Annotated in this window: 24 protein-coding genes; 9 read left to right on the top strand and 15 right to left on the bottom strand. The window is 74.1% G+C overall.

Annotated elements, in window-relative coordinates; translation table 11 throughout:
* Window positions 1-63: 63 nt before the first annotated feature.
* The 3 genes from EAH89_RS04820 to EAH89_RS04810 are packed head-to-tail and all read right to left on the bottom strand — an operon-like array spanning window position 64 to window position 1,981.
* Window positions 64-507, bottom strand: a complete 444-nt coding sequence (locus EAH89_RS04820) for a hypothetical protein (protein WP_140881662.1) — start codon at window positions 505-507, stop codon at window positions 64-66.
* Window positions 504-881: a rod-binding protein gene (locus tag EAH89_RS04815; RefSeq protein ID WP_140881661.1), complete on the bottom strand. Its 378-nt coding sequence runs from the start codon at window positions 879-881 to the stop codon at window positions 504-506. The genes EAH89_RS04820 and EAH89_RS04815 overlap by 4 nt, the downstream gene beginning before the upstream one ends.
* Window positions 881-1,981, bottom strand: coding sequence for a flagellar basal body P-ring protein FlgI (locus EAH89_RS04810; RefSeq protein WP_140881660.1), 1,101 nt, complete (start codon window positions 1,979-1,981; stop codon window positions 881-883). Before EAH89_RS04810 ends, EAH89_RS04815 begins: the two co-directional genes overlap by 1 nt.
* A gap of 238 nt (window positions 1,982-2,219) precedes the next feature.
* Here EAH89_RS04810 and EAH89_RS31115 point away from each other — a divergent pair, with 238 nt between their 5' ends.
* Both EAH89_RS31115 and dksA read left to right on the top strand, forming a co-directional pair.
* Entirely contained in the window at window positions 2,220-2,675 is a 456-nt protein-coding gene (locus EAH89_RS31115) for a flagellar assembly protein FliX (protein WP_161993482.1), read from the top strand.
* Window positions 2,676-2,822: 147 nt separating this feature from the next.
* Window positions 2,823-3,239 carry an RNA polymerase-binding protein DksA gene (gene dksA, locus EAH89_RS04800; RefSeq protein WP_140881658.1) on the top strand — a complete coding sequence of 139 codons (417 nt, stop codon included), beginning with the start codon at window positions 2,823-2,825 and terminating at the stop codon, window positions 3,237-3,239.
* Window positions 3,240-3,257: 18 nt separating this feature from the next.
* Here the strand turns inward: dksA and EAH89_RS04795 are convergent, their stop codons facing one another.
* The gene (locus tag EAH89_RS04795; protein WP_140881657.1) at window positions 3,258-4,448 is read right to left on the bottom strand and encodes a DUF1501 domain-containing protein; all 1,191 of its coding nucleotides are present in this window, start codon (window positions 4,446-4,448) and stop codon (window positions 3,258-3,260) included.
* A complete protein-coding gene (locus tag EAH89_RS04790; RefSeq protein WP_140881656.1) occupies window positions 4,445-5,755 on the bottom strand; it encodes a DUF1800 domain-containing protein in 1,311 nt (436 codons plus the stop codon). The genes EAH89_RS04795 and EAH89_RS04790 overlap by 4 nt, the downstream gene beginning before the upstream one ends.
* A gap of 455 nt (window positions 5,756-6,210) precedes the next feature.
* Here EAH89_RS04790 and fusA point away from each other — a divergent pair, with 455 nt between their 5' ends.
* Window positions 6,211-8,298, top strand: a complete 2,088-nt coding sequence (gene fusA / locus EAH89_RS04785; RefSeq protein WP_140881655.1) for an elongation factor G — start codon at window positions 6,211-6,213, stop codon at window positions 8,296-8,298.
* 81 nt (window positions 8,299-8,379) lie between these two features.
* Here fusA and EAH89_RS04780 read toward each other — a convergent pair whose 3' ends face one another.
* Window positions 8,380-8,829 carry a MaoC/PaaZ C-terminal domain-containing protein gene (locus tag EAH89_RS04780; protein WP_140881654.1) on the bottom strand — a complete coding sequence of 150 codons (450 nt, stop codon included), beginning with the start codon at window positions 8,827-8,829 and terminating at the stop codon, window positions 8,380-8,382.
* A 65-nt stretch (window positions 8,830-8,894) separates the two neighbouring features.
* On the opposite strand from EAH89_RS04780, the gene EAH89_RS04775 reads away from it, so the two are divergent.
* From EAH89_RS04775 to EAH89_RS04765, 3 genes are all read left to right on the top strand, one after another.
* Window positions 8,895-9,197 (top strand): hypothetical protein, encoded by a 303-nt coding sequence (locus EAH89_RS04775; RefSeq protein ID WP_140881653.1) that lies wholly within the window; start codon window positions 8,895-8,897, stop codon window positions 9,195-9,197.
* Window positions 9,178-9,552, top strand: a complete 375-nt coding sequence (locus EAH89_RS04770; RefSeq protein WP_161993481.1) for a hypothetical protein — start codon at window positions 9,178-9,180, stop codon at window positions 9,550-9,552. Before EAH89_RS04775 ends, EAH89_RS04770 begins: the two co-directional genes overlap by 20 nt.
* 85 nt (window positions 9,553-9,637) lie before the next feature.
* Window positions 9,638-10,999, top strand: a complete 1,362-nt coding sequence (locus tag EAH89_RS04765; protein ID WP_140881651.1) for a GDSL-type esterase/lipase family protein — start codon at window positions 9,638-9,640, stop codon at window positions 10,997-10,999.
* Window positions 11,000-11,006: 7 nt separating this feature from the next.
* Here EAH89_RS04765 and EAH89_RS04760 read toward each other — a convergent pair whose 3' ends face one another.
* Both EAH89_RS04760 and EAH89_RS04755 read right to left on the bottom strand, forming a co-directional pair.
* A complete protein-coding gene (locus EAH89_RS04760; RefSeq protein WP_140881650.1) occupies window positions 11,007-11,951 on the bottom strand; it encodes a dihydrodipicolinate synthase family protein in 945 nt (314 codons plus the stop codon).
* A gap of 5 nt (window positions 11,952-11,956) precedes the next feature.
* Window positions 11,957-12,658, bottom strand: coding sequence for a ribonuclease activity regulator RraA (locus EAH89_RS04755; RefSeq protein WP_140881649.1), 702 nt, complete (start codon window positions 12,656-12,658; stop codon window positions 11,957-11,959).
* A gap of 134 nt (window positions 12,659-12,792) precedes the next feature.
* Between EAH89_RS04755 and EAH89_RS04750 the strand changes: the two genes are divergently transcribed.
* Window positions 12,793-13,182, top strand: a complete 390-nt coding sequence (locus EAH89_RS04750) for a hypothetical protein (RefSeq protein WP_140881648.1) — start codon at window positions 12,793-12,795, stop codon at window positions 13,180-13,182.
* A 1-nt stretch (window position 13,183) separates the two neighbouring features.
* Here EAH89_RS04750 and EAH89_RS04745 read toward each other — a convergent pair whose 3' ends face one another.
* From EAH89_RS04745 to EAH89_RS04735, 3 genes are all read right to left on the bottom strand, one after another.
* Window positions 13,184-14,119, bottom strand: coding sequence for a protein-methionine-sulfoxide reductase heme-binding subunit MsrQ (locus tag EAH89_RS04745; RefSeq protein ID WP_140881647.1), 936 nt, complete (start codon window positions 14,117-14,119; stop codon window positions 13,184-13,186).
* Window positions 14,116-14,733 (bottom strand): hypothetical protein, encoded by a 618-nt coding sequence (locus EAH89_RS04740; protein ID WP_162861303.1) that lies wholly within the window; start codon window positions 14,731-14,733, stop codon window positions 14,116-14,118. The genes EAH89_RS04745 and EAH89_RS04740 overlap by 4 nt, the downstream gene beginning before the upstream one ends.
* A gap of 160 nt (window positions 14,734-14,893) precedes the next feature.
* Window positions 14,894-15,871 carry a Bug family tripartite tricarboxylate transporter substrate binding protein gene (locus EAH89_RS04735; protein ID WP_161993480.1) on the bottom strand — a complete coding sequence of 326 codons (978 nt, stop codon included), beginning with the start codon at window positions 15,869-15,871 and terminating at the stop codon, window positions 14,894-14,896.
* A 123-nt stretch (window positions 15,872-15,994) separates the two neighbouring features.
* Between EAH89_RS04735 and EAH89_RS04730 the strand changes: the two genes are divergently transcribed.
* A complete protein-coding gene (locus tag EAH89_RS04730) occupies window positions 15,995-16,987 on the top strand; it encodes a D-2-hydroxyacid dehydrogenase (protein ID WP_140881645.1) in 993 nt (330 codons plus the stop codon).
* 110 nt (window positions 16,988-17,097) lie between these two features.
* A complete protein-coding gene (locus tag EAH89_RS04725; protein ID WP_206667452.1) occupies window positions 17,098-17,895 on the top strand; it encodes an MBL fold metallo-hydrolase in 798 nt (265 codons plus the stop codon).
* Window position 17,896: 1 nt separating this feature from the next.
* Here the strand turns inward: EAH89_RS04725 and EAH89_RS04720 are convergent, their stop codons facing one another.
* From EAH89_RS04720 to EAH89_RS04705, 4 genes are all read right to left on the bottom strand, one after another.
* Entirely contained in the window at window positions 17,897-19,093 is a 1,197-nt protein-coding gene (locus tag EAH89_RS04720; protein WP_140881643.1) for a phosphoglycerate kinase, read from the bottom strand.
* Between the two features lie 56 nt (window positions 19,094-19,149).
* A complete protein-coding gene (gap, locus tag EAH89_RS04715) occupies window positions 19,150-20,196 on the bottom strand; it encodes a type I glyceraldehyde-3-phosphate dehydrogenase (protein ID WP_140881642.1) in 1,047 nt (348 codons plus the stop codon).
* A gap of 149 nt (window positions 20,197-20,345) precedes the next feature.
* On the bottom strand, window positions 20,346-22,298 hold the full coding sequence (gene tkt, locus EAH89_RS04710; protein WP_140881940.1) for a transketolase: 1,953 nt from the start codon (window positions 22,296-22,298) through the stop codon (window positions 20,346-20,348).
* Window positions 22,299-22,592: 294 nt separating this feature from the next.
* Window positions 22,593-23,843: a Zn-dependent hydrolase gene (locus EAH89_RS04705; RefSeq protein WP_140881641.1), complete on the bottom strand. Its 1,251-nt coding sequence runs from the start codon at window positions 23,841-23,843 to the stop codon at window positions 22,593-22,595.
* Window positions 23,844-23,888 lie beyond the last annotated feature (45 nt).

Raw genomic sequence — 23,888 nt, 5'->3', positions numbered from 1 at the left:
CGTGAGGCGGCCCGCAGGGTGGCCAACGCGCGCCCTCTTGGCACGCGCCGGCCGCCCCGCGCCTCAGGCGCGCGCGGTGAGCGCGAGCGCCGGTGTCTGGCGCGCCATCGCGCGCTCGCCGAGGCCGCCATAGGTCGTCGGGCGCGCGGCGGGGATGGCCGCGCCCGCGATCGTCTCGATCACGCGGGACTGCAGGCCGATGGCGCGCTCGAGCAGGCGGCGGTTGTCCTCCGACAGGTCGCGCAGCCGGGCGGCCAGCTTCTCGGCCGCGACCCGCAGCTCGCCCTGCGCGCTGCCGCCCGTCTTCATCGCGGCGCCGAAGGCGGCGGCGAAGGCGTCGGAGGCCTGCATCTTGGCGGTGGCGAGCGTCGCGGCGCGGGAGAGGTCGAGCCGCGCCAGCGCCTCGTTCTCCTCGCGCAGGGCCTCCGTGAGACGCATCCCCGCGTTCAGCAGCGCCTGGATCATCGGGGCGTGGCTCGCCGCCGCCTTCCCGGTCATGTCGTTCATCGACGGGCTCCTTCCTGAAGCGAGGCGGGCAGCACGGGCGCCCGCGCGATGGAGGGGGCGGCGGCGCGGCCGTTGCCCGCGCCCGCCACCCCGCCGGCGCCGTCGCCCGCCTGCGCGGCCTGGGCGCGAAGCAGCTCGGCGTGGACGGAGGCGGCGATGCCGATGCCGCCGCGCTCGGTCCAGGCGCGGGCGTGCTGCTCGACGAGCATGGGGCGCCACTGGTCCTCGGCGGGGCCGCCCGAGAGAAGCCCCTTCGGCGCCTCCCCGAAGACCGGCTTGAGGAGGGCGCTGAGCGCCTGCGCCTCGAAGCGGCGCGCGACGCGAGCGAGGGCGCTGCTGTCAGGGGCGCGGAGGGTCGCGGGGATCGTGCTCATCAGCGGACCTCCAGCTCGGCCTGCAGCGCGCCGGCCGCCTTGATGGATTGCAGGATGGTGATCATGTCGCGCGGCCCGACGCCCAGCGAGTTCAGCCCGCGCACGAGGTCCTCGAGCGTGACCGAGCGCGGCAGGATGCCGAGGCGGCGCTCGCGCTGGTCGTCCACGCTGATGTTCGTCCGCGGCACCACCACCGTCTCGCCGTTCGAGAGCGGCCCGGGCTGGCTCACCTGCGGGGTCTCGGTGACGCGGATGGTGAGGTTGCCCTGGGCGATCGCGACCGTGGAAACCCGGACGTTGGCACCCATGACGATGGTGCCGGAGGCCTCCTCGATGATCACGCGGGCAGCCTGGTCGGGCTCGACGCGAAGCTGCTCGATGTCGGTCAGCAGCCGCGCGAGGTCGCGCCCGCCGGTGAGGAGGACGATCGTGCGCGGGTCGGTCGCGCTCGCGCTGCCGTTGCCGACCGCGCGGTTGATCGCGCCCGCCACGCGCTGGGCGGTGGTCAGGTCGGGGTTGCGCAGCGAGAGGCGGATGCGGTCGCGGCCGGCGAGCTCGAAGGGCACCTCGCGCTCGACCACCGCGCCGCTGCTGATCCGCGCCGAGGTCGGCACGCCCCGCTGCACGGAGGAGGCGGCGCCCCGGGCCGCGATGGCGCCCGTCGCGACAGCGCCCTGCGCCACCGCGTAAACCTCGCCGTCGGCGCCCAGCAGGGGGGTCACGAGAAGGGTACCGCCCGTCAGGTTCGAGGCGTCGCCGAGGGAGGAGACCGAGACGTCGATCCGGCTGCCTGGGCGGGCGAAAGGCGGAAAATTCGCCGTGACCATGACCGCCGCGACGTTGCGCGTGTCGAGCCGCGTCTCCTGGTCGCGCGTGTTGACGCCCAGCCGCTCCAGCATGCCGACGAGGGACTGGCGCGTGAAGATCGCGCTGCGGAGGCGGTCGCCCGTGCCGGGGAGCCCGACCACGAGGCCGTAGCCGACGATCTGGTTGTCCCGGACGCCCTCGATGTCCGCGATGTCCTTGATGCGCACCTGCGCGGCGGCGGGCGCGGCCGGCAGCAGGCCGGCGACGAGGAAGGCGACGGCGAGGAGGAGCATGCCCGTGGCGCCGCCCTTTTGGCGGATCCTCTTCGCGGTTCGGAAACCGGTCGCGTGCAATGTGACCTCCAGCCAGACGCCTTCCCCGGCGCAGCGGTCACAGCGCAACGGGCGTGCCAGGGACGGGGCGGGGAAAGGCGGCAGGAAGTGCCGGGCGGCGGAAGCTTCTCACCGCCGGCCCCGGCAGGATCGGCCCGGACGGCCGGTCCGGGCAGCAGGCGCAGGGCAGGAGGCGGCGATGTCGGGCAGGATGATCGGGTCGGTCGCGGGGCCGGGCGGGGCGGTGGCCGCGGGGCGGACGGGGGCGGGCGCCCGCGCGGGGAAGGCCGGCGCCTTCCGGCTGCCCGAGTCGGCGCGCGAGGTCGCCGGCGCCGGCGCGGCGCAGGAGGTCGCGCCGCTCGGCCTCATGGCCCTGCAGGAGGCGGAGGACGCCACCGGCCGCAACCGGCGCGGGGCGGCGCGGGCGCGGGACATGCTGCGCGACCTTTCCGCCCTGCAGATGGGTCTCCTCGCCGGGGAGGCCGACCCGGAAGCCCTCCAGCGCCTGGCTGTCCTGGCCGAAGGGGAGGCGCCGCCGGACCCGGTCCTGGCCGACGCCCTGGCCGGGATCGGCCTGCGCGCGCGGATCGAGCTCGCCCGCCACACGATGCGGCGGTCGACTCGGGCGGGGAGCGGCGCGCCCGAAGCGGGCTAGCGAGATGGCAATGTTGTGAAACCCCATCGGTTTCAGGCCTTTGCCAGGGGTGCCCCCTTGTTTTCGGCGCGGCCCCGTCGCTATACGCGGCTGCCTGACCGGGCGGGTGACCGGCCGAATCAGACCCAGGCTATCAGGATGCCAGCCATGCTCATCACCCTGCCGCCGGACTACAAACCCTCGGACGACGAGGCCTTCATGAATCCGCGGCAGCTCGCCTACTTCCGGCAGAAGCTGCTTCGCTGGCGCCAGGAACTCCTGCGCGAGGCCGGTGAGACCCTGTCCTCCATGGGCCAGGGCGGCATCGTCGAGGCGGACCTGACCGACCGCGCCAGCGTCGAGACCGACCGCGCGCTGGAGCTTCGCACCCGCGACCGCGCCCGCAAGCTCGTCAGCAAGATCGACCAGGCCCTGGAGCGGGTAGACAACGGCACCTACGGCTACTGCGAGGAGACCGGCGAGCCCATCGGCCTGCGCCGCCTCGAGGCCCGGCCGATTGCCACCCTCTCCATCGAGGCCCAGGAGCGCCACGAGCGCATGGAGCGCGTCCACCGGGACGACTGACCCGGGCGAACCGACCTCTCAGCCCCGGAGCAGGCCCCCCTTGGCCCCGATGGCGCCGCTCCCCGGGAAGGCCGCGGCGACCGCCGCCGGTGAGAGGCCAAGATGGTCCCGCAGCAGGGCTTTCGCGACCGCCCGCAGGTCCAGCGTCGGCGCCAGGTCGCGGTTCTCGTAGAGCCGTCCCTCGCCCAGCCCGGGCCAGTCCGCCACCACCCTCCCGCCCGCGACCGCCCCGCCCAGCAGGAAGGCGGCGCTCCCGGTCCCGTGGTCCGTGCCGTCGTTGCCGTTCGCCCGCGCGGTGCGGCCGAACTCCGTCATCACGAGAACCGCGGTCTGCCGCCAGGCCGGCCCCAGCCGCTCGCGCAGCGCGTCCAGCCCGTCGTCGAGGCCGGTGAGCACGCCGCGCAGCCGGTTCGCCTGGCCCGCGTGGGTGTCCCAGCCCGACATCTCCAGCGCGGCGACGCGCGGGCCGTCGGGCGCCGCGAGGAGGCGGCCCGCGGCGGCGGCCAGCTCCACGAAGCCGCCGCGCTGCTCCGGCGGCGGCACCACGCCGGCCGTGAAGCCCCGCGCCCGCAGCCCCTCCGCGAGGGCGGGGCCGGTCAGCGGGTCCGTGTGGTTGAGCTCCATCAGCCGGGCGTAGAGCTCCGCGCCCGGCCGCTCCGCGCGCGACGGCGCGTACATGCCGACGGGCTCTCCCCCGCGCAGGATCAGCGGCAGGTCCGTGCCGATGGCGAAGGCCGCCCGGTTCGGACCGGCCTCGTGGCCCGGCAGCCCCGCCAGGGCGCGGTTGAGCCAGCCGGAGCCGAGTCGCTCCTCGGCGCCGATCTCGAGCATGTCCTGGGCGACGAAATGGCTGCGCGAGCGGGTGGGGCCGCAGACGGCGTGCAGCGCGATCGCCTCGCCCGCCGCGAAGAGGGCGTGCAGCTTCGCCAGGCGCGGGTGGAGGCCGAAGAAGCCCCCGAGGTCGAGCAGCCCCTCCTCCTGCCCCGGCTCCGGCAGGGCCAGGCGGCCGCGAAGGCCCGGAAGCGCCGGGTCGCCGTAGGGCTGCACGGCCGCGAGACCGTCGAGCGCGCCGCGGAGGAGCACGACCACGAGGCGCTGCTCGCCGAGCGGCCCCTGGCCGAGCGCGAGCCGGGACCCGCCGAGCGAGGCGCCGGCCCCGAGGCCGAGCAGGAGGCCGCGGCGGCCGAGGGCGGGGAGGGGGCGGGTCATCGGCGCTGGAACTCCGGGCTGCCGAGGAGAAGGGTGAGCGCCTCCCGGTTGGAGCCCGCGCGGAGCACCGCCTCGCGCGTCCGGTCCGAGGCGAGGGGGCCGAGGGCGAGGTCCAGCGCCTCGCGGGCGTCCCGCCGGGCGAAGCGGCCGGCGAGGGCGTGCAGGCGGTCCAGCCGCAGGAGCATCCCCTCCGGGTGGATCCAGGCGGCGGCCTCGTCCGGCCAGCCATTCGGCGCGGCGGGCGACCAGATGAGCTGGCCGAGCGCGGTCGCGCTGCCGAGGGCGAACTCCGACAGCCCGGCATCCCCGCCGAGGGCTCGGAGGGCGGCGACGACGAGCTCGTTCGGCGCCCGGAACTTGGAGAGCGGCGGCGCCCAGGCCTCCGGCAGCGCGACGAGCGCGCGCGAGACGGCGCCGAGGTCGCCGCCCGTATCGCGCAGCACCCCCGCCAGCCGGTCGACCACCGCCGGCGGCGGGTCGTCCGCGACGAAGTGCCGGGCGAGCTTGCGGGCGAGGTGCCGGTGCGTGGCGGGGTGGGAGGCCAGCCAGTCGAGCGCCGCGTCGATCGAGGCCTCCCCCGGGGGGAAGGCCCGGCCGAGGACCGTCTTCTCGCCGGGCTGGTGGCTGCCGGCGCGGAACTCCGTGCCCCGGGGCTCCGCGTTGCGCTCGACCGCGAGCCCCGTGAGGAGGGCCGCGAAGGCGGTCACGTCCGCCTGGGAGTAGCCGGCGGCCGGGGTGAGGGTGTGCAGCTCCAGCACCTCGCGCGCGAGGTTCTCGTTCAGGCCCCGCCCGGTCCGCCGGCCGAAGGCGCTGTCCGGGCCGACCGAGGAGTCCTGGTTGAGGTAGACGAGCATCGCGGGGTGCCGGATCGCCGCCTTCAGCAGCGTCGCGAAGGGGGCGGTGACGTGGGGCCGGATGGCCCGGCGGACGTAGTCGCCGACCAGCGCGGCCGTGGAGCCGTCCCGCCCGCTGACCGCCAGGTGGTTCGTCCAGAAGGCGACCAGCCGCTCCCGGAAGGGGGTGGGGGTTGCGATCAGCCGGCCGAGATAGGCGCGGAGCTCCGCCGTGAAGAGGAGCCCCCGCCGCTGCCGCTCGCCGGGCGGGACGGGGGAGCGCTGGTCGAGCACGCTGATCGCGAGCGCGTCGGAGACGGTCGGCTCCGTCTCCCAGTCCGGCGGGGGAATCGCCGGGTCCGGCGGGGCCTCCAGCTGGGCGAGCAGCCAGCCGCGCGGGTCCTCGGGGGGCGGCGCCTCGGGGCGCGGGCCGAGGCCGAAGCGCAGGGCGGCGATGTGGCCGGCGGGATTCATCGCCGCCAGCTAGCACCCGGCCCCGCCGCGCCCTCAAGGGCAATACGGCAACGAAACGTGACGCGGCCGTGGGCAACCTGGCCGCTCCGGCGAGAATACTTGCAAAATCCCGGCTGCGGGAGCATGTGTCCGCCCGCGGCAAGGGCGCGGCAGCGGCGCCCTGCGGCATCAGGCAGACCGGATGGGCCACGGGCGGAGCGACGATGTCGCGAAGGCCCGCGCAGCCGCATCCGGGACGCCGGGCCCTTCCGCCCCATCTGGCCAGGCCGGCCAGGCGGGCGGGGCCAACCCAGCTGCAGCCCCCCTGGCGCGTCCCGCGGACCCTGTCCGCGGCGTGCCGACCGAGACGACCGCGCGGCCCGCCGCGTGACACCCGCGTGGCCCTGCCGCGCACCAACGGCGCGGCGCTGCCGCGACATCACTGCGCGGCCCGGCCGCGACTGACGGAGGCCCCAGTGGCGCGCACCCCTCTCGACCGTATCCGCAACATCGGCATCACCGCGCACATCGATGCCGGCAAGACCACCACGACGGAGCGGATCCTCTACTACACCGGCAAGAACCACCGCATCGGCGAGGTCCACGAGGGCAACACCACGACGGACTACATGGAGCAGGAGCGTGAGCGCGGCATCACGATCACCTCCGCCGCCGTGACCGCCGAGTGGAAGGACCACCGGATCAACGTCATCGACACCCCCGGCCACATCGACTTCAACATCGAGGTGAACCGGTCGCTGCGCGTGCTCGACGGCGCCGTCTTCATCATCGAGGGCGTGGCCGGCGTGCAGCCGCAGTCCGAGACGAACTGGCGCCTGGCGGACCGCTACAACGTCCCCCGCATCATCTTCATCAACAAGCTCGACCGCACCGGCGCCGACTTCTACCGCGCGGCCGCGACCCTGACCGAGAAGCTCGGCATCAACTGGGTCACGCTGCAGCTGCCGATCGGCATCGAGGACACGCTGAAGGGCGTGGTCGACCTGGTCGAGATGAAGGCGCTCATCTGGGAGGGCGACGAGCTCGGCGCGAAGTACCACGACGCCCCGATCCCCGACGACCTGAAGGAGAAGGCGGCCGAGTACCGCCAGATCCTGCTCGACACCGCGCTGAGCGTCGACGACGCCGGCATGGAGGAGTACTTCGAGAAGGGCGACGTCTCGGTCGAGACGCTCAAGCGCGCCATCAAGCGCGGCACGATCGACGGCACCTTCCGCCCGGTCTTCTGCGGCTCGGCCTTCAAGAACAAGGGCGTGCAGCCCCTTCTCGACGCCGTGATCGACTACCTGCCGGCGCCGACGGACATCGCGGGCATCAAGGTCGCCTATGACGAGGGCATGGACGAGACCACCCAGCCCGACCGCCGCATCATCCCGGCGAACGTGGACGCGCCCTTCTCCGGCCTCGCCTTCAAGATCGTGAACGACAAGTACGGCAACCTGACCTTCGTGCGCGTCTACTCCGGCGTGCTGAAGTCCGGCGACACCGTGATGAACACGACGAAGGGGAACAAGGAGCGCATCGGCCGCATGTTCCAGATGCACGCCGACAAGCGCGAGGAGATCAAGGAGGTCACCGCCGGCGACATCGCGGCCTTCGTGGGCCTGAAGGACACCGGCACGGGCGACACCCTGGCCGACGCCGCCGACCCCGTCGTGCTCGAGCGCATGGCCTTCCCGGTCCCGGTCATCGACATCTCCGTCGAGCCGAAGACGAAGGAAGGCGTCGAGAAGATGACGCTCGGCCTGCAGAAGCTGGCCGGCGAGGACCCGAGCCTGCGGCTGCGCACCGACCAGGAGACCGGCCAGACCATCCTGTCCGGCATGGGCGAGCTGCACCTCGAGATCATCATCGACCGCCTGCGCCGCGAGTACGGCGTGGACGCCAACATCGGCGCCCCGCAGGTCGCCTACCGCGAGACGATCACCAAGCCGCACACCGAGACCTACACCCACAAGAAGCAGTCGGGCGGCTCGGGCCAGTACGCGGAGGTGAAGATCACCTTCGAGCCGAAGGAGCGCACGACGGGCGTCGAGTTCGTCAACGCCACGACCGGCGGCTCGGTGCCGAAGGAGTACATCCCGGCGGTCGAGAAGGGCATCAAGGTCCAGGCCGACACGGGCGTGCTCGCCGGCTTCCCGACGGTGGACTTCAAGTTCAGCCTCGTGGACGGCAAGTACCACGACGTCGACTCCTCGGCGCTCGCCTTCGAGATCGCCGCCAAGGCCTGCTTCCGCGAGGGCATGAAGAAGGCGAGCCCGGTCATCCTCGAGCCGATCATGGACGTGGAGGTCACCACCCCCGCGGACCACGTGGGCGACGTCGTCGGCGACCTGAACCGCCGCCGCGGCGTCATCCAGTCGCAGGACATGGCCTCCACCTCGGTCATCATCCGGGCGCACGTGCCGCTGAAGGAGATGTTCGGCTACATCTCGAACCTCCGCGGCATGACGAAGGGGCGCGCCTCCTTCTCCATGCAGTTCCACCACTACGATCCGGTCCCCCGGAACGTGGCGGAGGAGATCATGAAGGCCTCGGCCTGACCCGCGCCGGCCGCGCCCCGCGCGCGGCCGACCGGACGGCTGGGAAAGGGGCGGCGCCGGCGGGCGCCGCCCCTTTCGCGTTCAGCGCCGCAGGTGGTGGAGCCCCGTCGCGTCCAGCACCACCACCCCGTCCGCCACCCGCGTCGCGACGTAGCGGAGCCGCGCCGAGCCGCGGTCCCGCCGCGCGCGGGAGGTCTTCACCTCGACCACCTCCACCGTCACCGCCACCTCCTCGCCCGGGCGGAGCGCCGCGGGCCATCGGACGTCCATGGCCGATCCCGCCAGGCTGATGTCGCGCAGCAGCGGGCTGGCCATGAGCAGGCCGAAGCAGGCCGAGAGCGTGTGCAGCCCCGCCGCCACCACCGTGCCGAAGACGGAGGACCGCGCCGCCTCCTCGTCGAGGTGGAAGGGCTGGGGGTCGTAGCGCCCCGCGAAGTCGCGGATCTCCTCCAGCGAGAGGGAGAGCCGGCCGAGCTCGTAGCGGTCCCCCGGGTGCAGTTCGTCGAGGGAGCGGAGGCGGGGCAGCGGCATCCCCCCTCCTTACCCCCGCGGCACGGCCTCTTGAAGCGCCGGGGGGGAGGGGCGACATCCCCGGCATGATGCAGGACGACCGCCGCCCGCCCGTTCTCGACATGACGCCCGAGGGCGGCTTCCGCGAAGCCCCGCGCCCGGTCGGCGGGTCCTGGCTGGACCGCGCCCTGATGAAGGTCGGCGGCGTCGCGGTGCTCGCCGCGGTGGTCGCGGGCGGGCTGGTGCTCGCGGCCTCGGCCGTCGTGATCCTCGGCCTGCTCATCCCGGTGCTGCTCGTCGCGGGCGCCGTCGGCTTCGGCTCGCTCTGGTGGCGCGTGCGGCGGGCTCGCCGGGGCGGCGCCGCGGTGTTTGTCGTCCCCCGCCGTTGACCCCCGCGCCGCGGTGGCCGGGGGGTTCGTCCCCGACCCGGACCGGCTCTACGAGGTAGGCCGGGACGGGCGTCCCTATACCCTTGCCCCCGCGCCGCCCGGCGCGGCCGAGCGGCTGGAACTGCGCGCCCGCCGCTGGTGGGTGGGCTCCATCCTGGCCAACGCCGCGGCCATGGGGGTGGCGGCGGGCGCGGTCCTGCTGGGGTCGCGAGTCCTCGCGGCCTGGCTCGGCATCCTTCCCATCCTGACGGCGCCCCTGCTGCTGGTGGCGCCCCTCCTCCGCCGCCTCGCGCCTCTTCGGCTTCGCCGCGTCCACCGCCGCCGCCCCGGGGACTTCCCGCCGCCGCCGGGCTGACGCCGCGGGGCCGCCGATTGCGCGGCGCCGGGCGCCGTGGAAGCCTCCCCGGCCGGCCGCAGAGCCGGTCGAGAGAGGAACCGCCATGAACCGACGCACGCTCGGCGAGGGGGCACTGGCCGCCGCCCTCCTCCAATCCATCGGGCAGGCCATCGGGCCCGCCGCCCTGGCCCAGACGGCGCCCGCCGGGGAGGGCTGGGTGACGAGCTGGGCCGGCTCCGTCCAGGGGCCTTACCCCGTGGGCAATCCCTCCGCCCAGCCGGACCAGCGCTTCCTCTTCCCCACACCGGCCGAGGGCGCGCGCGACCAGACGCTCCGCCTCGTGGTCCGGCCCTCCGTCTGGGGGCGGCAGGCGCGGCTGCGCTTCTCGAACGCCTTCGGCACGCGGCCCCTCGTCATCGACGGCGTGCACGCCGGGCTGCACCTCGGCGGCGCCGCGGTGGTGCCGGGCACGAACCGGCCCGTCCGCTTCAGCGGCGGCGACTCCGTCACCATCCCGCCCGGCGGGCAGGCCTGGTCGGAGCCGGTGGACCTGCCCTTCGCCGCCGATCCCGCCTCGCCGCTGCTGATGGGGCGTAAGCTCGCCGTCTCGCTCCACGTCCCGCAGGCGAGCGGGCCGATGACCTGGCACGCCAAGGCCCTGCAGACCTCCTACGGCACGGCGCCCGGCGCGGGCGCCAAGGGGGCGGAGGAAGGGGAGAGCTCCTTTCCCTTCCCGACCGCCTCCTGGTTCTTCCTCGACGCGGTGGACATGGTGGCGCCGGCGGGCACCCCGGTGATCGTCTGCTTCGGCGACTCCATCACCGACGGCACGGCCTCCACGATGAACGGCGACGACCGCTGGCCGGACGTGCTGGCGCGGCGGCTCGAGGCCGAGCGGCCCAACCGCGCCGCCGTCGTGAACGCGGGCATCGGCGGCAACCAGGTGGTGGGTCCGGCCGAGTACGGCCCGGAGAAGCCCTTCCCCGGCGGTCCCTCCGCCCTCGCGCGGCTGGAGCGGGACGTGATCTCCCTCTCCGGCGTCACGGCCGTCATCTGGCTTGAGGGCACGAACGACTTCAGCCGCAACGGCAACGCCACCCTCGAGGCGGTGCGCGGTGGGATGCAGGAGGGGGTGCGCCAGCTTCGCGCGCGCGTCCCGGGGGTGCGGGTGATCGGCGCCACTGTGACCTCGGCGCTCGGCAGCAGCAGCGCGGCGCATGGCCACAAGGAGCAGGACGAGAACCGCCGGGCGCTCAACGCCTTCATCCGGGACGGCGGCCTCTTCGACGCGGTGGTTGAGTTCGACCGCCCGACACTCGACCCCGAGGGCGGCGGGCTGCGGGCGGAGATGATCCCGGAATCAACCACCGGCGGCCCGGGCGACAAGCTCCACCCGAACCGCGCCGGCTACCTGGCGATGGGGTCCGCGATCGACCCCGCCGCCGTCCTCGCGCCGCGGCGCTAGGGCCGCGTCAGGCGGCCTTCACGGCCCCGAGGTCCGCCCGCCGGTCGAAGCGCGCGACGCGCGAGAGGAGGTAGTCCACCTCCGCCCGCGCCGTCGGCGTCAGGCCGGCGCCGGGGCGGCGCTGCGCCTCGCTGGCCAGGATGCCGCGGCGCTTGAGCACGTATTTCCGCACGGCCAGGCCCACGCCCTGCTGCTGCTCGTAGCGGACCAGCGGCAGGTGCGCGTCAAACAGGTCGTGCGCCGCGTCCCGCTGCCCCTCCGCGTGCATCCGGACGACGTCGACCAGCATGTCCGGGAAGGCGTAGCCCGTCATCGCGCCGTCCGCCCCGCGCTCGCACTCGAAGTCGAGGAAGAGGCCGCCGTTGCCGCAGAGGATCGAGATCGGCTTCATCGAGCCGTCCTTCTGGAAGCCCCGCAGCGCGCTGATCTTCTCGAGGCCGGGCCAGTCCTCATGCTTGAGCATGACGCAGGAGGGGTTCGCCTGCACGATCCGGCGGATCACGCCCGGCGTCATGACCACGCTGAAGGAGAGGGGATAGTCCTGGATGACGAAGGGCACGTCCGCCCCGATCGCCTCCGCCGCCTGGGCGTAGTAGGCGACGATCTGGTCGTCGGTGCGGAGCGTGTTCGGCGGCGCGATCATCACGCCCGCCGCGCCCGCGTCCATCACCGCCGCCGTCAGGGACTTCATGGCGGCGAAGCCGGGGGCGGAGACGCCGACGACGATCGGGATGCCCGCCCGCCGGATCATGCGGGAGGCGATGGAGACGCTCTCCTCCATGTCGAGCTTCGGCGCCTCGCCCATCTGGCCGAGGACGGTGATGCCGGTCGCGCCGCTCTCGACGAAGAAGTCGGTCAGGCGGTCGTTCGAGGCCTCGTCCACGCGGCCGTCGTCGTGGAAGGCGGTGGGCGCGATGACGTAGACGCCCTTGGCGGTGGTCAGGTCGGTCATGGAGGTCAGCCCTTCTTCCAGGCCTCGTAGCGGGCCTTGTTCTCGGCGTTCGGCGGGTAGAGGCCGGGGAGCGAGGCGCCGCCCTCCACCTCGCCCATGATCCAGGTCTCCTGCCGCTCCTGCTCCACCGCCGCCTCGGTCACGGCCTCGAGCAGGGCCTGGGGGATGAGCACGGCGCCGTCCTGGTCCACCACCACGACGTCGTCCGGGAAGACGGCGACGCCCCCGCAGCCGATCGGCTGCTGCCAGGCGACGAAGGTGAGGCCCGCGACCGAGGGGGGCGCCGCGGCGCCGCTGCACCAGACGGGCAGGCCCGTCCCGAGCACGCCCTGGATGTCGCGCACCACGCCGTCGGTGATGAGCGCCGCCACCCCCTTCTTCGCCATGCGGGCGCAGAGGATGTCGCCGAAGATGCCGGCGTCCTGCACGCCCATGGCGTCGACCACGGTGATGCAGCCCTCCGGCATCGCCTCGATCGCGGCACGGGTGGAGATGGGCGAGGACCAGCTCTCGGGGGTCGCGAGGTCCTCGCGGGCGGGGACGAAGCGAAGGGTGAAGGCTCGCCCGACCAGCCGGGGCTGGCCCTCCCGGATGGGCCGCGTGCCGCGCATCCAGACGTTGCGGAGCCCCTTCTTGAGAAGGACCGTCGTCAGGGTCGCCGTCGAGACGCCTTCGAGCGCCGTCTTGATCTGGGGGTCGAGGTCCAAGGGGTCTTCTCCGGATGCGGGCCGCCGGCCGCCGGCTTCGCGCGGCCGGCCGGGCGCGTCAAGCGCGGCAGCCCCCCTCGCCGGGCGCGCCCGGAGGTCTTTTCGGTTCCGCCGCGGCGCACCATGTCGGCGGCATGGGCCTTCCTCGAACCCGCTCCGGCCTCGGGGCGGCGATCCTGCTTGCCGCCGCCGTCGCCGCCTCGCCCGCGTCGGCGCAGGAGCGGCGCGTCTTCCAGGTGATGCCGGGGCCGCGGATCGTGACCCAGGACCTCCCCGCGCTGAACGACTCCGCCGCGATCCGGCGCTGGCTCTGCCCGAACGGCGGCTCGCCGATGCGGGGCCGCCCCGGGCGCTGCGACGGCCGGGGCGTCGCGCGCGGCGGGTCGGGCGGGAGTGACCCGGCGGTGGCAGGATGGTACGCCGACCTTCCCCCGGCCTCCCGCCGCCAGGTCTCCTGCCCGGCGGGCACCGTGCCCACCGAGGCGCGGGCGAACCCAGGCACCGTCCGCTGCCTGCCGGGATAGCCTAGTCGGGGAGCGCCTCGGCCGTCCCGGCCTGCCGCTTCTGGAGAAGGCCCCGGGCCAGCTTCCAGGCGCCGGCCGCCGCGAAGGTGGCGAGGCCCCCGATCAGCACCCAGACCGCCGGCCGTATCTCGAACTCGGTGTCGAAGTTGGCGAGGAAGATCATGTCGGCCGGCAGCTTGGTCGCGAGGGCGTACCAGAGGTACTCGAGCCCCGCCGCCCCCGCCGCGGCCAGGAGCGCGATCGGCAGTAGCGGCAGCGGGCTGGCCCGCCACCGCGCCGGCGAGGCGCGCCAGAGCATGGCCCAGAGGAAGAGGCCGCTCATCAGCACCGGCTGGGACACGTTGATCTTCGACTGCATGTAGAAGTGCAGGATGCCGAGCGCCATCAGAGGGAAGACCAGCTTGTGCAGCGGCTTCCACTCCCGGCCGAGCCGCTTCAGCCAGCCGTCGGTCGAGGTCCAGCCGAGCACCGCCAGACCGATGAGCGCCGTGAAGCCGGTCGAGAGATAGGGTCGCTTCACGATCTCCAGAAGAACGTGCCAGAGCCGCAGGTGCTCGTTGCCGATGTAGAGGGCGAGGTGGACGAGGGCGTAGCCGAGCGCGGCCAGCCCGAGCATCCGCCGCACCTGCAGCACCCGCGGCCAGTCGAAGACCCAGCGCGCCGGCGTCACCGCGAGGCTGATCAGGAGGAAGCGCACGCACCAGTCGCCGGTGTCGTGCGTCGCCCGCGTCAGCGGCTCGGGGCCGAGGTTGCGCGTCGCCCAGTCCCAGCCCAGCAGCAGCAGCGGCAGAACGCAGCCGAGCAGCACCGCCGCCTTGAAGGCGGAGAAGCGGCCGCCGCGGTCGAGCCAGGGCCAGGGGCCGGGCTTGGGCGCCGGCGGCCCCTCGCGGCGGGCGCGGCGCGGGCGGGCGCCGGAGGGGAGGGTGGCGTCGCTCACATCGGCGGGACCACGCCGTCCTTCGCGACCGTGACGCGGGCGGCGTTGAGGGTTCCGTCGGCGGCGGGCGTCGCCGAGAGGAAGACCTGGGCGCCGGGCCGCAGGTCCTCCATGGAGGCGGGGATGAGGGTGACGACGGGCACCTCGGGTGGCACCATCACCTGCACCTGCTGGCCCCGCGCGGTCAGGGTGAGGCTCTTGCCGTCGTTGCCCTGCACGGCCGAATCGACCGTCGCGTTGGTCATCGAGGAGCTGGGCGTCAGGTCCCAGGCGAAGTGACCCTCGCCCGTGCCGCGCATGGCCTCGGGGAAGACGAGCACCTCGAGCGCGCGCCAGACGCCGTCCGGGCCGGGCTCGGCGGCGGTGCCGATGAAGGTGCCGGGGGTGATGTCCGCCAGGGCCATCTTCCGCACCGCCGACACGCCGGCGTTCTCGGCCAGCCGAACCGTGACCTTCGCGCCCTCCCGCGTCGTGAGGGCGAGGTCGCGGCCGGAGAGGGCGTCGATGGTTCCGCGGATGCGCCGCGGGGCGCCCTGGGCGAGGAGGGACCCGGCCGGGAGCGTGCCCGCCAGGGCCAGGGCGGTCGCGGTCAGCAGCAGGTCCCGACGTGTCATCCTGGTACTCTCCTGAGACGCCGGCGGCGATGGGCCGCGCGGCATGCCCTTCGCCGACCCGCCCCGGGCGGGGACGGGCGGGGCGAGAGGGCTGGCATGCTTGCCAACGTCCCGGTGAAGATCGGGTTGAGACCGGAAACGTCCAGCGGGCCCCCGCGCCTCATTCCACCCGGATGGCCGCCGCGGCGGCAACCCCCCGCCAGCGCGCCAGGTCCGCCCGCAGGAAGGCGTCGCCCTCGGCGGCCGGGCGGGGCGTCGGCGTCGCGCCCTCGCTCGCGAGATAGGCGGCCAGCCGCCCGCCCGAGAGCGCCTCGTTCGCCGCGGCGTTCAGGCGGTCGCGGATCTCGGGCGGCGTGCCGCGGCGTGCCAGCAGCCCCCACCAGATCCCCGCCTCGTAGTCAGCCAGCCCGCTCTCGCGCGGGGTCGGCGCGGAGGGGCCGCCGGACGGGCGGTTCTCACCGGTCCAGCCGAGCACCTTCACCCGCCCGCCGTCGATGATCCCCCGCGCGGAGGGCAGGGTGGTGAAGAGAAGCTGGATGGTGCCGGCCGCGAGGTCCGTCGTCGCCGGCCCCATCCCGCGGTAGGGGACGTGCTGCAGCGACAGCCCGCCCGCCTTCTGCGCGAAGAGCTCGGCCGCGAGCTGGTTGATGCTGCCCGGCCCCGCCGAGCCGTAGTCCACCCGGCCGGGATGGGCGCGGAGGAAGGCCACGAGCTCGGCGAGGTTCCCCGGCGGGAAGCCGGGGGCGCCGAGCACGACGAGCGGGGCGCTGGCGAGCATCGCGACCGCCTCAAAGTCCTCCGCGGCGTCGTAGGGCGTGCGCTGCACCGCCGCGCTGGTCGAGAAGGTGGAGGAAGTGACCATCAGCACCATCCCGTCCGCCGGCGCCCGGGCGACCTCCGCCGAGCCGATCGTGCTGCCGGCGCCGGGCCGGTTCTCGACGACGAAGGGCTGGCCGAAGCGCGCCTGCAGGTGCTCGGCCAGTGGCCGCGCCACGGCGTCGTTGCTGCCGCCGGGCGGGAAGGGGACGACGACCCGCACGGGCCGGGCCGGCCAGGCGCCTTGGGCGCGGGCGGGCCGCCCCGCGAGGGCCGGGGCCGCGAGGGCTGCCGCGATCCCGCCTCTCCGGGTGATGCTCATGCCTCGCCTCCCCTTCGCTGCAACAGGCAGGGTGGCACCTTGCTTCCACACGGGGCCGCCGCGCCAGCCCCCGGCCGGGTCCCGCCCCTTCACCACGCCCCGGGTGCGTGCGAAAGCGCGGGGATGCGCATCCACATCCAGAACCCGCCCGACGACCCCCATTTCGAGATCACCGAGGCCCAGTGGGCCGAAGCCCTGGCCCGGAACCCCGGCATGGGGCCGATGGAGGTCTCCTTCGCCCGCGACGACGCCGGCTTCGCGCGGGCGATCCCGGAGGCGGAGGTGGTCCTCACCTGGACGCGGCAGCTTCGCGCGCGCTTCCCCAAGGGGGCGCTCCCCGGCCTCGCGCCGCGGCTGCGGGTGATCGCGATCACCTCCGCCGGCCTCGACCCCGCCGCGCCCTTCGACTGGCTGCCGGATTCGGTCGCCCTGCTGAACAACCGCGGCACCCACGCCGACAAGGCCGGGGAGTACGGGATCATGGCGATCCTCATGCTCCACACCCGCATGCCCGCCTTCGCCGACCAGCAGCGGCGCGGGGAGTGGAAGCCACTGTTCAGCTCGACGCTGGAGGGGCGGACGGTCGTCGTCGTCGGCGTCGGCTCGCTCGGCGGCGGCATCGCGCGGCGGGCGCGGGCCTTCGGCATGCGCGTCGTCGGCGTCCGCAACGGGGCCGACCCGCACCCGGACTGCGACGAGACCCATCCGAACGAGGCGCTGGAGGCGGTGCTGCCGCGGGCGGAGTTCCTCGTCCTCGCCTGCCCGCTGACGGAGCGGACGCGGAACCTCCTCTCGCGCGAGCGGATCGCGCGCCTGCCGCGGGGCGCCCGGGTGGTGAACGTCGCGCGCGGCCCCGTCTGGGACCAGGAGGCCGTGCTCGACGCCCTCGATTCCGGGCAGCTCGAGGGCTGCGTGACCGACGTGGCCGTGCCCGAGCCGCTGCCGCCGGACCACCGCCTCTGGCGCACCCCGGGGATGGTCGTGACGCCCCATATCTCGGCCGACGACGTGCTCCGCTACAACGACCGGACGCTGGACATCCTGATGGAGAACCTGCGGGCGCTCCGCGACGGGCGGCCGCTGCCCAACCGGGTGGACCCGTCCCGCGGCTACTGAGGGACGGCCGCCCTCGAGAAGGCCGCGCGGCCGATCGCGGCGCGGCCAAACCCCGGGGGAGCGGCGGACGTTCCTGCCGCATGAGAGTTCATGCAATAGAATGCGGATCCATGCGCCCCTATGGCGGCGGCTTCTGGGATGGGGTCACGGCCGGCCTCGGCCCCGCGCACCTGGCCTGCCGCTGCCTGCTGCTCGAGACCGAGGCGGGGCTGGTGCTGGTGGACACCGGCTTCGGCCTGGACGACGCCGCCCGGCCGGTTCCCCGGCTGAACCGCGGCTTCCTCCTCGCCGACCGCCCGCACCTCGAGCCGGACGAGACGGCCGTCTCGCGCCTCCGCCGGATGGGGCTGGACCCGCGCGACGTGCGCCACATCGTGATGACCCATCTCGACTTCGACCACGCGGGGGGGCTGACGGACTTCCCGGCGGCGACGGTCCACGTCTCGGCGCGCGAGGCCGCGGCCGCCCGGCAGCGCGGCACCCCGCGGGAGCGCGCCCGCTACCGCCCGGCGCAGCTCGACCACCCCATGCGGGAGTACGGCGCGGCGGGGGAGCCCTGGTTCGGCCTGCCGACCCTGCGCGGGCTGGAGGGTCTGCCGCCTTCGGTATTCCTGGTTGAACTACCGGGCCACACGGCCGGCCATTGCGGCGTCGCCGTCGGCACCGGCAACGGCTGGGTGCTGCACGCCGGCGACACGATCTTCCTGCACTCGGAGCTGGACACGCCGCCGGCCACGCCGCCGCTCGCCTCGGCCTACGCGAGCTTCATGCAGGTGGACCGGGAGGCGCGGCTGGAGAGCCGGCGGCGCCTCGCGGCGCTCGCCCGCGACCACGCGCAGGAGGTGACCATCCTCTGCACCCACGACCCCGTCCTGCCGGACGGGGCGGGGCGGCGGGTGATCGCCTAGCTCAGCTCCCCTCAAGGGCGGCGACCCCGGGAAGGGTCTTGCCCTCGAGCCACTCGAGGAAGGCGCCGCCGGCGGAGGAGACGTAGGTCATCCGCTCGGCCACGCCGGCGTGGCGCAGCGCCGAGACCGTGTCGCCGCCGCCGCCGATGGACTTCAGGCCCGCGGATTCCGTCAGCCCCGCCACGCTCTCGGCGACGGCGACCGTCGCCGCGTCGAAGGGCGGGGTCTCGAAGGCGCCGAGCGGGCCGTTCCAGACGAGGGTGGAGGCGCGCTTCAGGCGGTCCTCGATCGCGTCCACCGTGTCCGGTCCGACGTCGAGCGCCATCATGTCGGAGGGCACGGACTCGACCGAGACGGTCCGCGTCGCCGGGTTCGGCTTGAACTCGGCGGCGACGACGAGGTCGCGCGGCAGCAGGATCTCGCAGTTCGCCGCCTTCGCCTCGTCGAGGATGCGCAGCGCGGTCGCGTGCATCTCCGCCTCCTGCAGCGAGCGGCCCATGTTGTGGCCCTGGGCGGCGAGGAAGGTGTTGGCCATGGCGCCGCCGATGACCAGCACGTCCACCTTGCGGGACAGGTTGCCCAGGAGGTCGAGCTTGGTGGAGACCTTGGCGCCGCCGACGATGGCGACGACGGGGCGGGACGGCGTGCCCAGCGCGGCTTCCAGCGCCTTGAGCTCCGCCTCCATCAGCCGCCCGGCATAGGCGGGCAGAAGCCGCGCCACGCCTTCGGTGGACGCGTGCGCGCGGTGGGCGGCGGAGAAGGCGTCGTTCACGTAGGCGTCGCCGAGCTTCGCGAACTCGGCCGCGAGCGCCGGGTCGTTCTTCTCCTCCCCGGCGTGGTAGCGCGTGTTCTCGAGCAGCAGCACGTCGCCGTCGGCCATCCGCGCGACCGCGGCCTCGGCCTCCGGCCCCACGCAGTCGTCGGCGAAGGCCACGGTACGCCCGAGGACGGAGGAGAGCGCCTCCACGAGCGGGCGGAGCGACATCTCCGGCACGCGCTTGCCCTTGGGTCGGTCGAAGTGGGAGAGCACGATCACCTTCGCGCCCTTGTCCGACAGCTCCTTGATCGTCGGCGACAGGCGCTCGATCCGCGTGCGGTCGCTGATGGCGCCGTCCCGCACGGGCACGTTGAGGTCGGCGCGCAGCAGCACGCGCTTCCCCTTGGCGTCCAACTGGTCGAGCGTGCGGAACGAGGCCATCGGCGGTCTCCTCGGAGGGTCGGCGGTTGAGGGGGGCGGGGCCCCCCTCGGGGTTGTCAGAGCGTGCCGAGAAGGGCGGCGGTGTCGCTCATGCGGTTCGAGAAGCCCCACTCGTTGTCGTACCAGGACATCACCCGCACCAGCCCGCCGTCGACCACCTGCGTCTGCGTCGCGTCGAAGGTCGAGGAGTGGGCGTCGTGGTTGAAGTCGATGGAGACGAGCGGCGCCGTGTTGTAGCCGAGGATCCCCTTCAGCGGCCCGCTCTCGGAAGCCGCCTTCATCACCGCGTTGATCGCGTCCTTCGTCAGCCCCTCGGTCTTGGCCGGCACGAAGTCGAGCGAGACGAGGGAGACGTTCGGCGTCGGGATGCGGATGGCCGTGCCGTCCAGCTTGCCCTTCAGCTCCGGCATGACGAGGCCGACGGCCTTGGCCGCGCCCGTCGAGGTCGGGATGGCCGAGACGGCGGCGGCGCGGGCGCGGTGCAGGTCCTTGTGCAGCGTGTCCACGGTGTTCTGGTCGCCCGTGTAGGCGTGGATGGTGACCATGTAGCCGCGGAGGATGCCGAAGTTGTCGTGCAGCACCTTGGCGATCGGCGCCAGGCAGTTGGTGGTGCAGGAGGCGTTCGAGACGATCTTGTGGTGCGGCTTCAGCACCTGGTGGTTCACGCCGTAGACGATGGTCGCCTGCGCGCTCTCGTCGGCCAGCTCCTCGCCCCAGGTCACGGGGGCGGAGACGAGCACCTTGCGCACGCCGGCCTGCAGCAGCTTCGCGGCGTCGGGGGACTTGGTGAAGATGCCCGTGCACTCGGCGCCGACGTCCACGCCCTGCCAGGGCAGCTTCGTCGGGTCGCGCTCGGCCGTCACCTTGATCGGCTTGTGGGTGCGGCCGGCGGCCGTGATCACCAGGCTGTCGCCCTCGACCCGGACCTCGCCGGGGAAGCGGCCGTGGACGCTGTCGTAGCGGAAGAGATGCGCGTTCGCCTCGATGGAGCCGAGGTCGTTGATGTGCGTGAACTCGACGTCGTCGCGCCCGCTCTCCATCGCCGCGCGGAGGACCAGGCGGCCGATGCGCCCGAAGCCGTTGATCGCAACCTTGACCGCCATGTGCTCTCTTCCTTCTCTGTTTCTGGTTGAGCGGGGTGGGCGACGCCGCGCCGGGGGCCGTCAGGCCGCCCGGGGCGGGAACCCGTGCCGCGGGGCCGGCATCGCGCCGCCCCCCTCGAACCCGCCCTTCCTGGGCGGAAGCCGCGCCGTCATGCGCCCGGCAGGCGCTTGCGGACCGCGGCCACCACGGCCTCGGCCGTGATGCCGAAATGCTTGTAGAGGTCCTCGGCCGGCGCGCTGGCGCCGAAGCCCTGCATGCCGATGAAGATCCCGTCCGGCCCGAGCCAGCGGGACCAGCCGAACTCCAGCGCCGCCTCGATGCCCACCCGCAGGGCCGAGCCGAGCACCTGCTCGTGCCAGGAGGGGTCCTGCAGCTCGAACAGCTTCCAGCAGGGCAGGGAGACCACCGCGGTCGGGATGCCCGCCTCCTCCAGCAGGTCGCGGGCGGCAAGCGCCAGCATCACCTCGGAGCCGGTCGCGATGAGGGTCGCGCGGCGCTCGGCGCTCGCCTCGGCCAGGACGTAGCCGCCGCGGGCGCTGCGGTTCTCGCCGACATCGGCGCGGACCGTGGGCAGGGGCTGGCGCGAGAGGGCGAGGACGCTCGGCCCGTCGGCGCGCTTCACCGACAGCTCCCAGGCCTCGGCGGTCTCGATCACGTCGGCGGGGCGGAAGACGTAGAGGTTCGGGATCGCCCGCAGCGCCGCCAGGTGCTCCACCGGCTGGTGCGTCGGCCCGTCCTCGCCGAGGCCGATGCTGTCATGCGTCAGCACGTGGACCACCCGCTGCCGCATGAGGGCGGCGAGGCGGATCGAGGGCCGCATGTAGTCGCTGAAGACGAGGAAGGTGCCGGAATAGGGGATGATGCCCCCGTGCAGCGCCATGCCGTTCATGGCCGCGGCCATGCCGTGCTCTCGGATGCCCCAGTGGACGAAGCGGCCGCCGAAGTTCTCGGGCCCGAAGGCCGGCACGCCCTTCACGTTCGTGTTGTTCGACCCCGTGAGATCGGCCGAGCCGCCGATCATCTCCGGCACCGCCGGAACGAGGGCCTCCAGCGCCTTCTGCGAGGCGATGCGGGTGCCGACCTTGGGCTTCTCCTCGGCCGCCTTCGCCTTCCACTCGGCGAGCGGCGCGTCCCAGCGCTCGGGCAGGCGCCCGGCCATGGCGCGCTCGAACTCGGCGCGGCTCGGGTGCTTGGCCAGGCGCTTGAGCCAGGAGCGGCGCGTGCCTCCGCTGCGGCGGCCGGCGGCCTCCCAGGATTCGCGGATCTCGGCCGGAATCTCGAAGGGCGCGCCCTCCCAGCCCATGGCCGCCTTGGCCGCCGCCGCCTCCTCGGGTCCGAGGGGGGCGCCGTGGCTGCCCGCCGTGCCCGCCTTCTTCGGCGCGGAGAAGCCGATGATCGTGCGGCAGGCGATGAGCGTCGGCTTGCGGGACTTCGTCGCGGCGTTCATGGCCGAGGCCAACGCGTCGTGGTCGTGCCCGTCGACGCGGCGCACGGCCCAGCCATAGGCGCGGAAGCGGGCCAGCGTGTCCTCGGAGACCGAGAGCGCGGTGTCGCCGTCGATGGAGATGTGGTTGTCGTCCCAGAGCACCGTCAGCTTGCCGAGGCAGAAATGCCCGGCGAGCGAGGCCGCCTCGTGGGAGATGCCCTCCTGCAGGTCGCCGTCGCTCGCGATGACCCAGGTGCGGTGGTCGACGAGGCTCTTGCCGAAACGCGCGGCCAGGTGGCGCTCGGCCATCGCCATGCCGACCGCGGTCGAGATGCCCTGGCCGAGAGGGCCCGTGGTCGTCTCGATCGCCGGGTGCTCGCCCACCTCAGGGTGCCCGGCGGCGGGGGAGTGGAGCTGGCGGAAGCGGCGCAGCTCCTCCGTGCCCATGCCGGCGTGCCCGGTCAGGTGCAGCCAGGCGTAGAGGAGCATGGAGCCGTGGCCGGCGCTGAGGACGAAGCGGTCGCGGTCCGCCCAGAGCGGATCGGCCGCGTCGTACTTCAGGAAGCGGCTGAACAGCACCGTCGCGGCGTCGGCCATGCCCATGGGCATGCCGGGATGGCCGGACTTCGCGGCCTCCACCCCGTCGATCGCGAGGGCGCGGATGGCGTCGGCCATGCGGCGCGCCGGCGTGGCCGGGCGGGCGAGGATCGCGTCCTGCGCGACCAGCGCCGGGCTTCGCTCGGGAGTGGCGGGCTGGCGGTCGGGTTCGGAGGTGGCCAAGAAAAGGGTGTCTCCCGCGGCGCATCCGGCGCGGCCCCGGGCCGGTGCCGCACAGGCCCGGTTCACCGGCCCGTCTCGGCGGCCCATTCGGCGGCCCGGTGCGCCGCGGCCCTCATAGAGGCCCCTCGGCCGGCTGCCAACCCTGCCGGCCCCTCCGGACGGCGCCGCCGCCTCCGGAGGGGCGGGTCGCTAGAGTGCCCGGTTGGCTCGGGCTAGCACCGCCTCGAACAGCACCTGGCACCCGTCGGCCGCCTCCTCCGGGAGGATGCTCTCGGCCTCGTTGTGGGAGAGGCCATCCTTGCAGGGGGTGAAGATCATCGCCGCGGGGACGCGGCGGGCGACGTAGATCGCGTCGTGCCCGGCGCCCGAGATGATCTCCCGCGCGGGCAGGCCGAGCCGCGCCGCGGCGTCGCGCACCAGGGCGACGCAGGCGGGGTCGAAGGGCTGGGCGGGGATGCGGAACAGCTCGCGCAGCTCGAGGCGGAGGCCGAGCTCGTCGGCGATCGTCCGCGCCTCGCGGGGGAACTCGGCCGCCAGCGCCTCGATCTCCTCGCCGGAGGGGTGGCGGAACTCGACGGAGAAGCGGACCTCGCCGGGGATCACGTTGCAGGAGTTGGGCAGCACCTGCAGCCGCCCGACCGTGCCGCGCCCGTCCTCGCCCCGCGCCCGCATGAGGCGGTCCACCAGCGACACGACCCGCGCGGCGCCGAGCAGCGCGTCGCGCCGGGTGGAGGGGGGCGTCGTGCCGGCGTGGGAATCCTGCCCCGTGACCACCGCGTCGTACCAGACCTGCGCCTGGCCGCCGGTGACGATGCCGATGCGCATCCCCTCGCGCTCGAGGATCGGCCCCTGCTCGATGTGCAGCTCGAAGTAGGAGTCGGCGGGGAAGGGGGCGGCGGGCTCCTCTCCGCGGTAGCCGATCCCCTCCAGCGCCTCGATCACCGAGACGCCCTCCCCGTCGCGCAGCGCGTAGGTGGCGTCCTGGCCGTAGACGCCGGCCCAGACGCCGCTGCCCATGAGAGAGTGGCCGAAGCGGCTGCCCTCCTCGTCCGTCCAGTTCACCAGCTCGAGCGGCGCCTCGGTCTCGATGTTGAGGTCCTGCAGCGTCCGCATCACCTCCAGCCCCGCGATGACGCCGAGCGCGCCGTCGAACTTCCCGCCGGTCGGCTGGCTGTCGAGATGGCTGCCGAAGAGGACCGGGGGGCGCGACGGGTCGCGTCCGGGGCGGCGGGCGAACATGTTGCCCATGCTGTCCACCCGCAGCGTCAGCCCCGCCGCCTCGCACCAGCCGGCGAAGCGCTGCCGGCCCTCGCGGTCCACCTCCGTCAGGGTCAGGCGCTTCACGCCGCCCTTCGGCGTCGCGCCCACCTCGGCCATGGCCATCAGGCTGCTCCAGAGGCGGGCCGGGTCGATGCGCTGGTTGGTTCCGGGGGCGGGCATGGCGGCTCGGTCTCTCGCGGTTCGGTCCGCCGTGATGCGTCGGCC

This window comes from Muricoccus nepalensis, assembly GCF_006438825.1.
Taxonomy (GTDB): Bacteria; Pseudomonadota; Alphaproteobacteria; order Acetobacterales; family Acetobacteraceae; genus Roseomonas; species Roseomonas nepalensis.
The sequence above is the reverse complement of the archived record's forward strand: the minus strand, read 5'-3'. Positions and strand labels throughout refer to the sequence as shown.

Excerpts from the sequence above, each read along its gene's own strand:
- EAH89_RS04720 (WP_140881643.1), bottom strand. The coding sequence starts at position 19,093 with ATGGCCTCGTTCCGCACGCTCGACCAGTTGGACGCCAAGGGGAAGCGC.
- EAH89_RS04725 (WP_206667452.1), top strand. The coding sequence starts at position 17,098 with ATGCGCCCCTATGGCGGCGGCTTCTGGGATGGGGTCACGGCCGGCCTC.
- dksA (WP_140881658.1), top strand. The coding sequence starts at position 2,823 with ATGCTCATCACCCTGCCGCCGGACTACAAACCCTCGGACGACGAGGCC.
- EAH89_RS04765 (WP_140881651.1), top strand. The coding sequence starts at position 9,638 with ATGAACCGACGCACGCTCGGCGAGGGGGCACTGGCCGCCGCCCTCCTC.
- EAH89_RS04810 (WP_140881660.1), bottom strand. The coding sequence starts at position 1,981 with ATGCTCCTCCTCGCCGTCGCCTTCCTCGTCGCCGGCCTGCTGCCGGCC.
- EAH89_RS04820 (WP_140881662.1), bottom strand. The coding sequence starts at position 507 with ATGAACGACATGACCGGGAAGGCGGCGGCGAGCCACGCCCCGATGATC.
- EAH89_RS04730 (WP_140881645.1), top strand. The coding sequence starts at position 15,995 with ATGCGCATCCACATCCAGAACCCGCCCGACGACCCCCATTTCGAGATC.
- EAH89_RS04705 (WP_140881641.1), bottom strand. The coding sequence starts at position 23,843 with ATGCCCGCCCCCGGAACCAACCAGCGCATCGACCCGGCCCGCCTCTGG.
- EAH89_RS04735 (WP_161993480.1), bottom strand. The coding sequence starts at position 15,871 with ATGAGCATCACCCGGAGAGGCGGGATCGCGGCAGCCCTCGCGGCCCCG.
- EAH89_RS04795 (WP_140881657.1), bottom strand. The coding sequence starts at position 4,448 with ATGACCCGCCCCCTCCCCGCCCTCGGCCGCCGCGGCCTCCTGCTCGGC.
- EAH89_RS04760 (WP_140881650.1), bottom strand. The coding sequence starts at position 11,951 with ATGACCGACCTGACCACCGCCAAGGGCGTCTACGTCATCGCGCCCACC.
- tkt (WP_140881940.1), bottom strand. The coding sequence starts at position 22,298 with ATGGCCGACGCCATCCGCGCCCTCGCGATCGACGGGGTGGAGGCCGCG.
- EAH89_RS04780 (WP_140881654.1), bottom strand. The coding sequence starts at position 8,829 with ATGCCGCTGCCCCGCCTCCGCTCCCTCGACGAACTGCACCCGGGGGAC.
- gap (WP_140881642.1), bottom strand. The coding sequence starts at position 20,196 with ATGGCGGTCAAGGTTGCGATCAACGGCTTCGGGCGCATCGGCCGCCTG.
- EAH89_RS04790 (WP_140881656.1), bottom strand. The coding sequence starts at position 5,755 with ATGAATCCCGCCGGCCACATCGCCGCCCTGCGCTTCGGCCTCGGCCCG.
- EAH89_RS04740 (WP_162861303.1), bottom strand. The coding sequence starts at position 14,733 with ATGACACGTCGGGACCTGCTGCTGACCGCGACCGCCCTGGCCCTGGCG.
- EAH89_RS04750 (WP_140881648.1), top strand. The coding sequence starts at position 12,793 with ATGGGCCTTCCTCGAACCCGCTCCGGCCTCGGGGCGGCGATCCTGCTT.
- EAH89_RS04775 (WP_140881653.1), top strand. The coding sequence starts at position 8,895 with ATGATGCAGGACGACCGCCGCCCGCCCGTTCTCGACATGACGCCCGAG.
- EAH89_RS04815 (WP_140881661.1), bottom strand. The coding sequence starts at position 881 with ATGAGCACGATCCCCGCGACCCTCCGCGCCCCTGACAGCAGCGCCCTC.
- EAH89_RS31115 (WP_161993482.1), top strand. The coding sequence starts at position 2,220 with ATGTCGGGCAGGATGATCGGGTCGGTCGCGGGGCCGGGCGGGGCGGTG.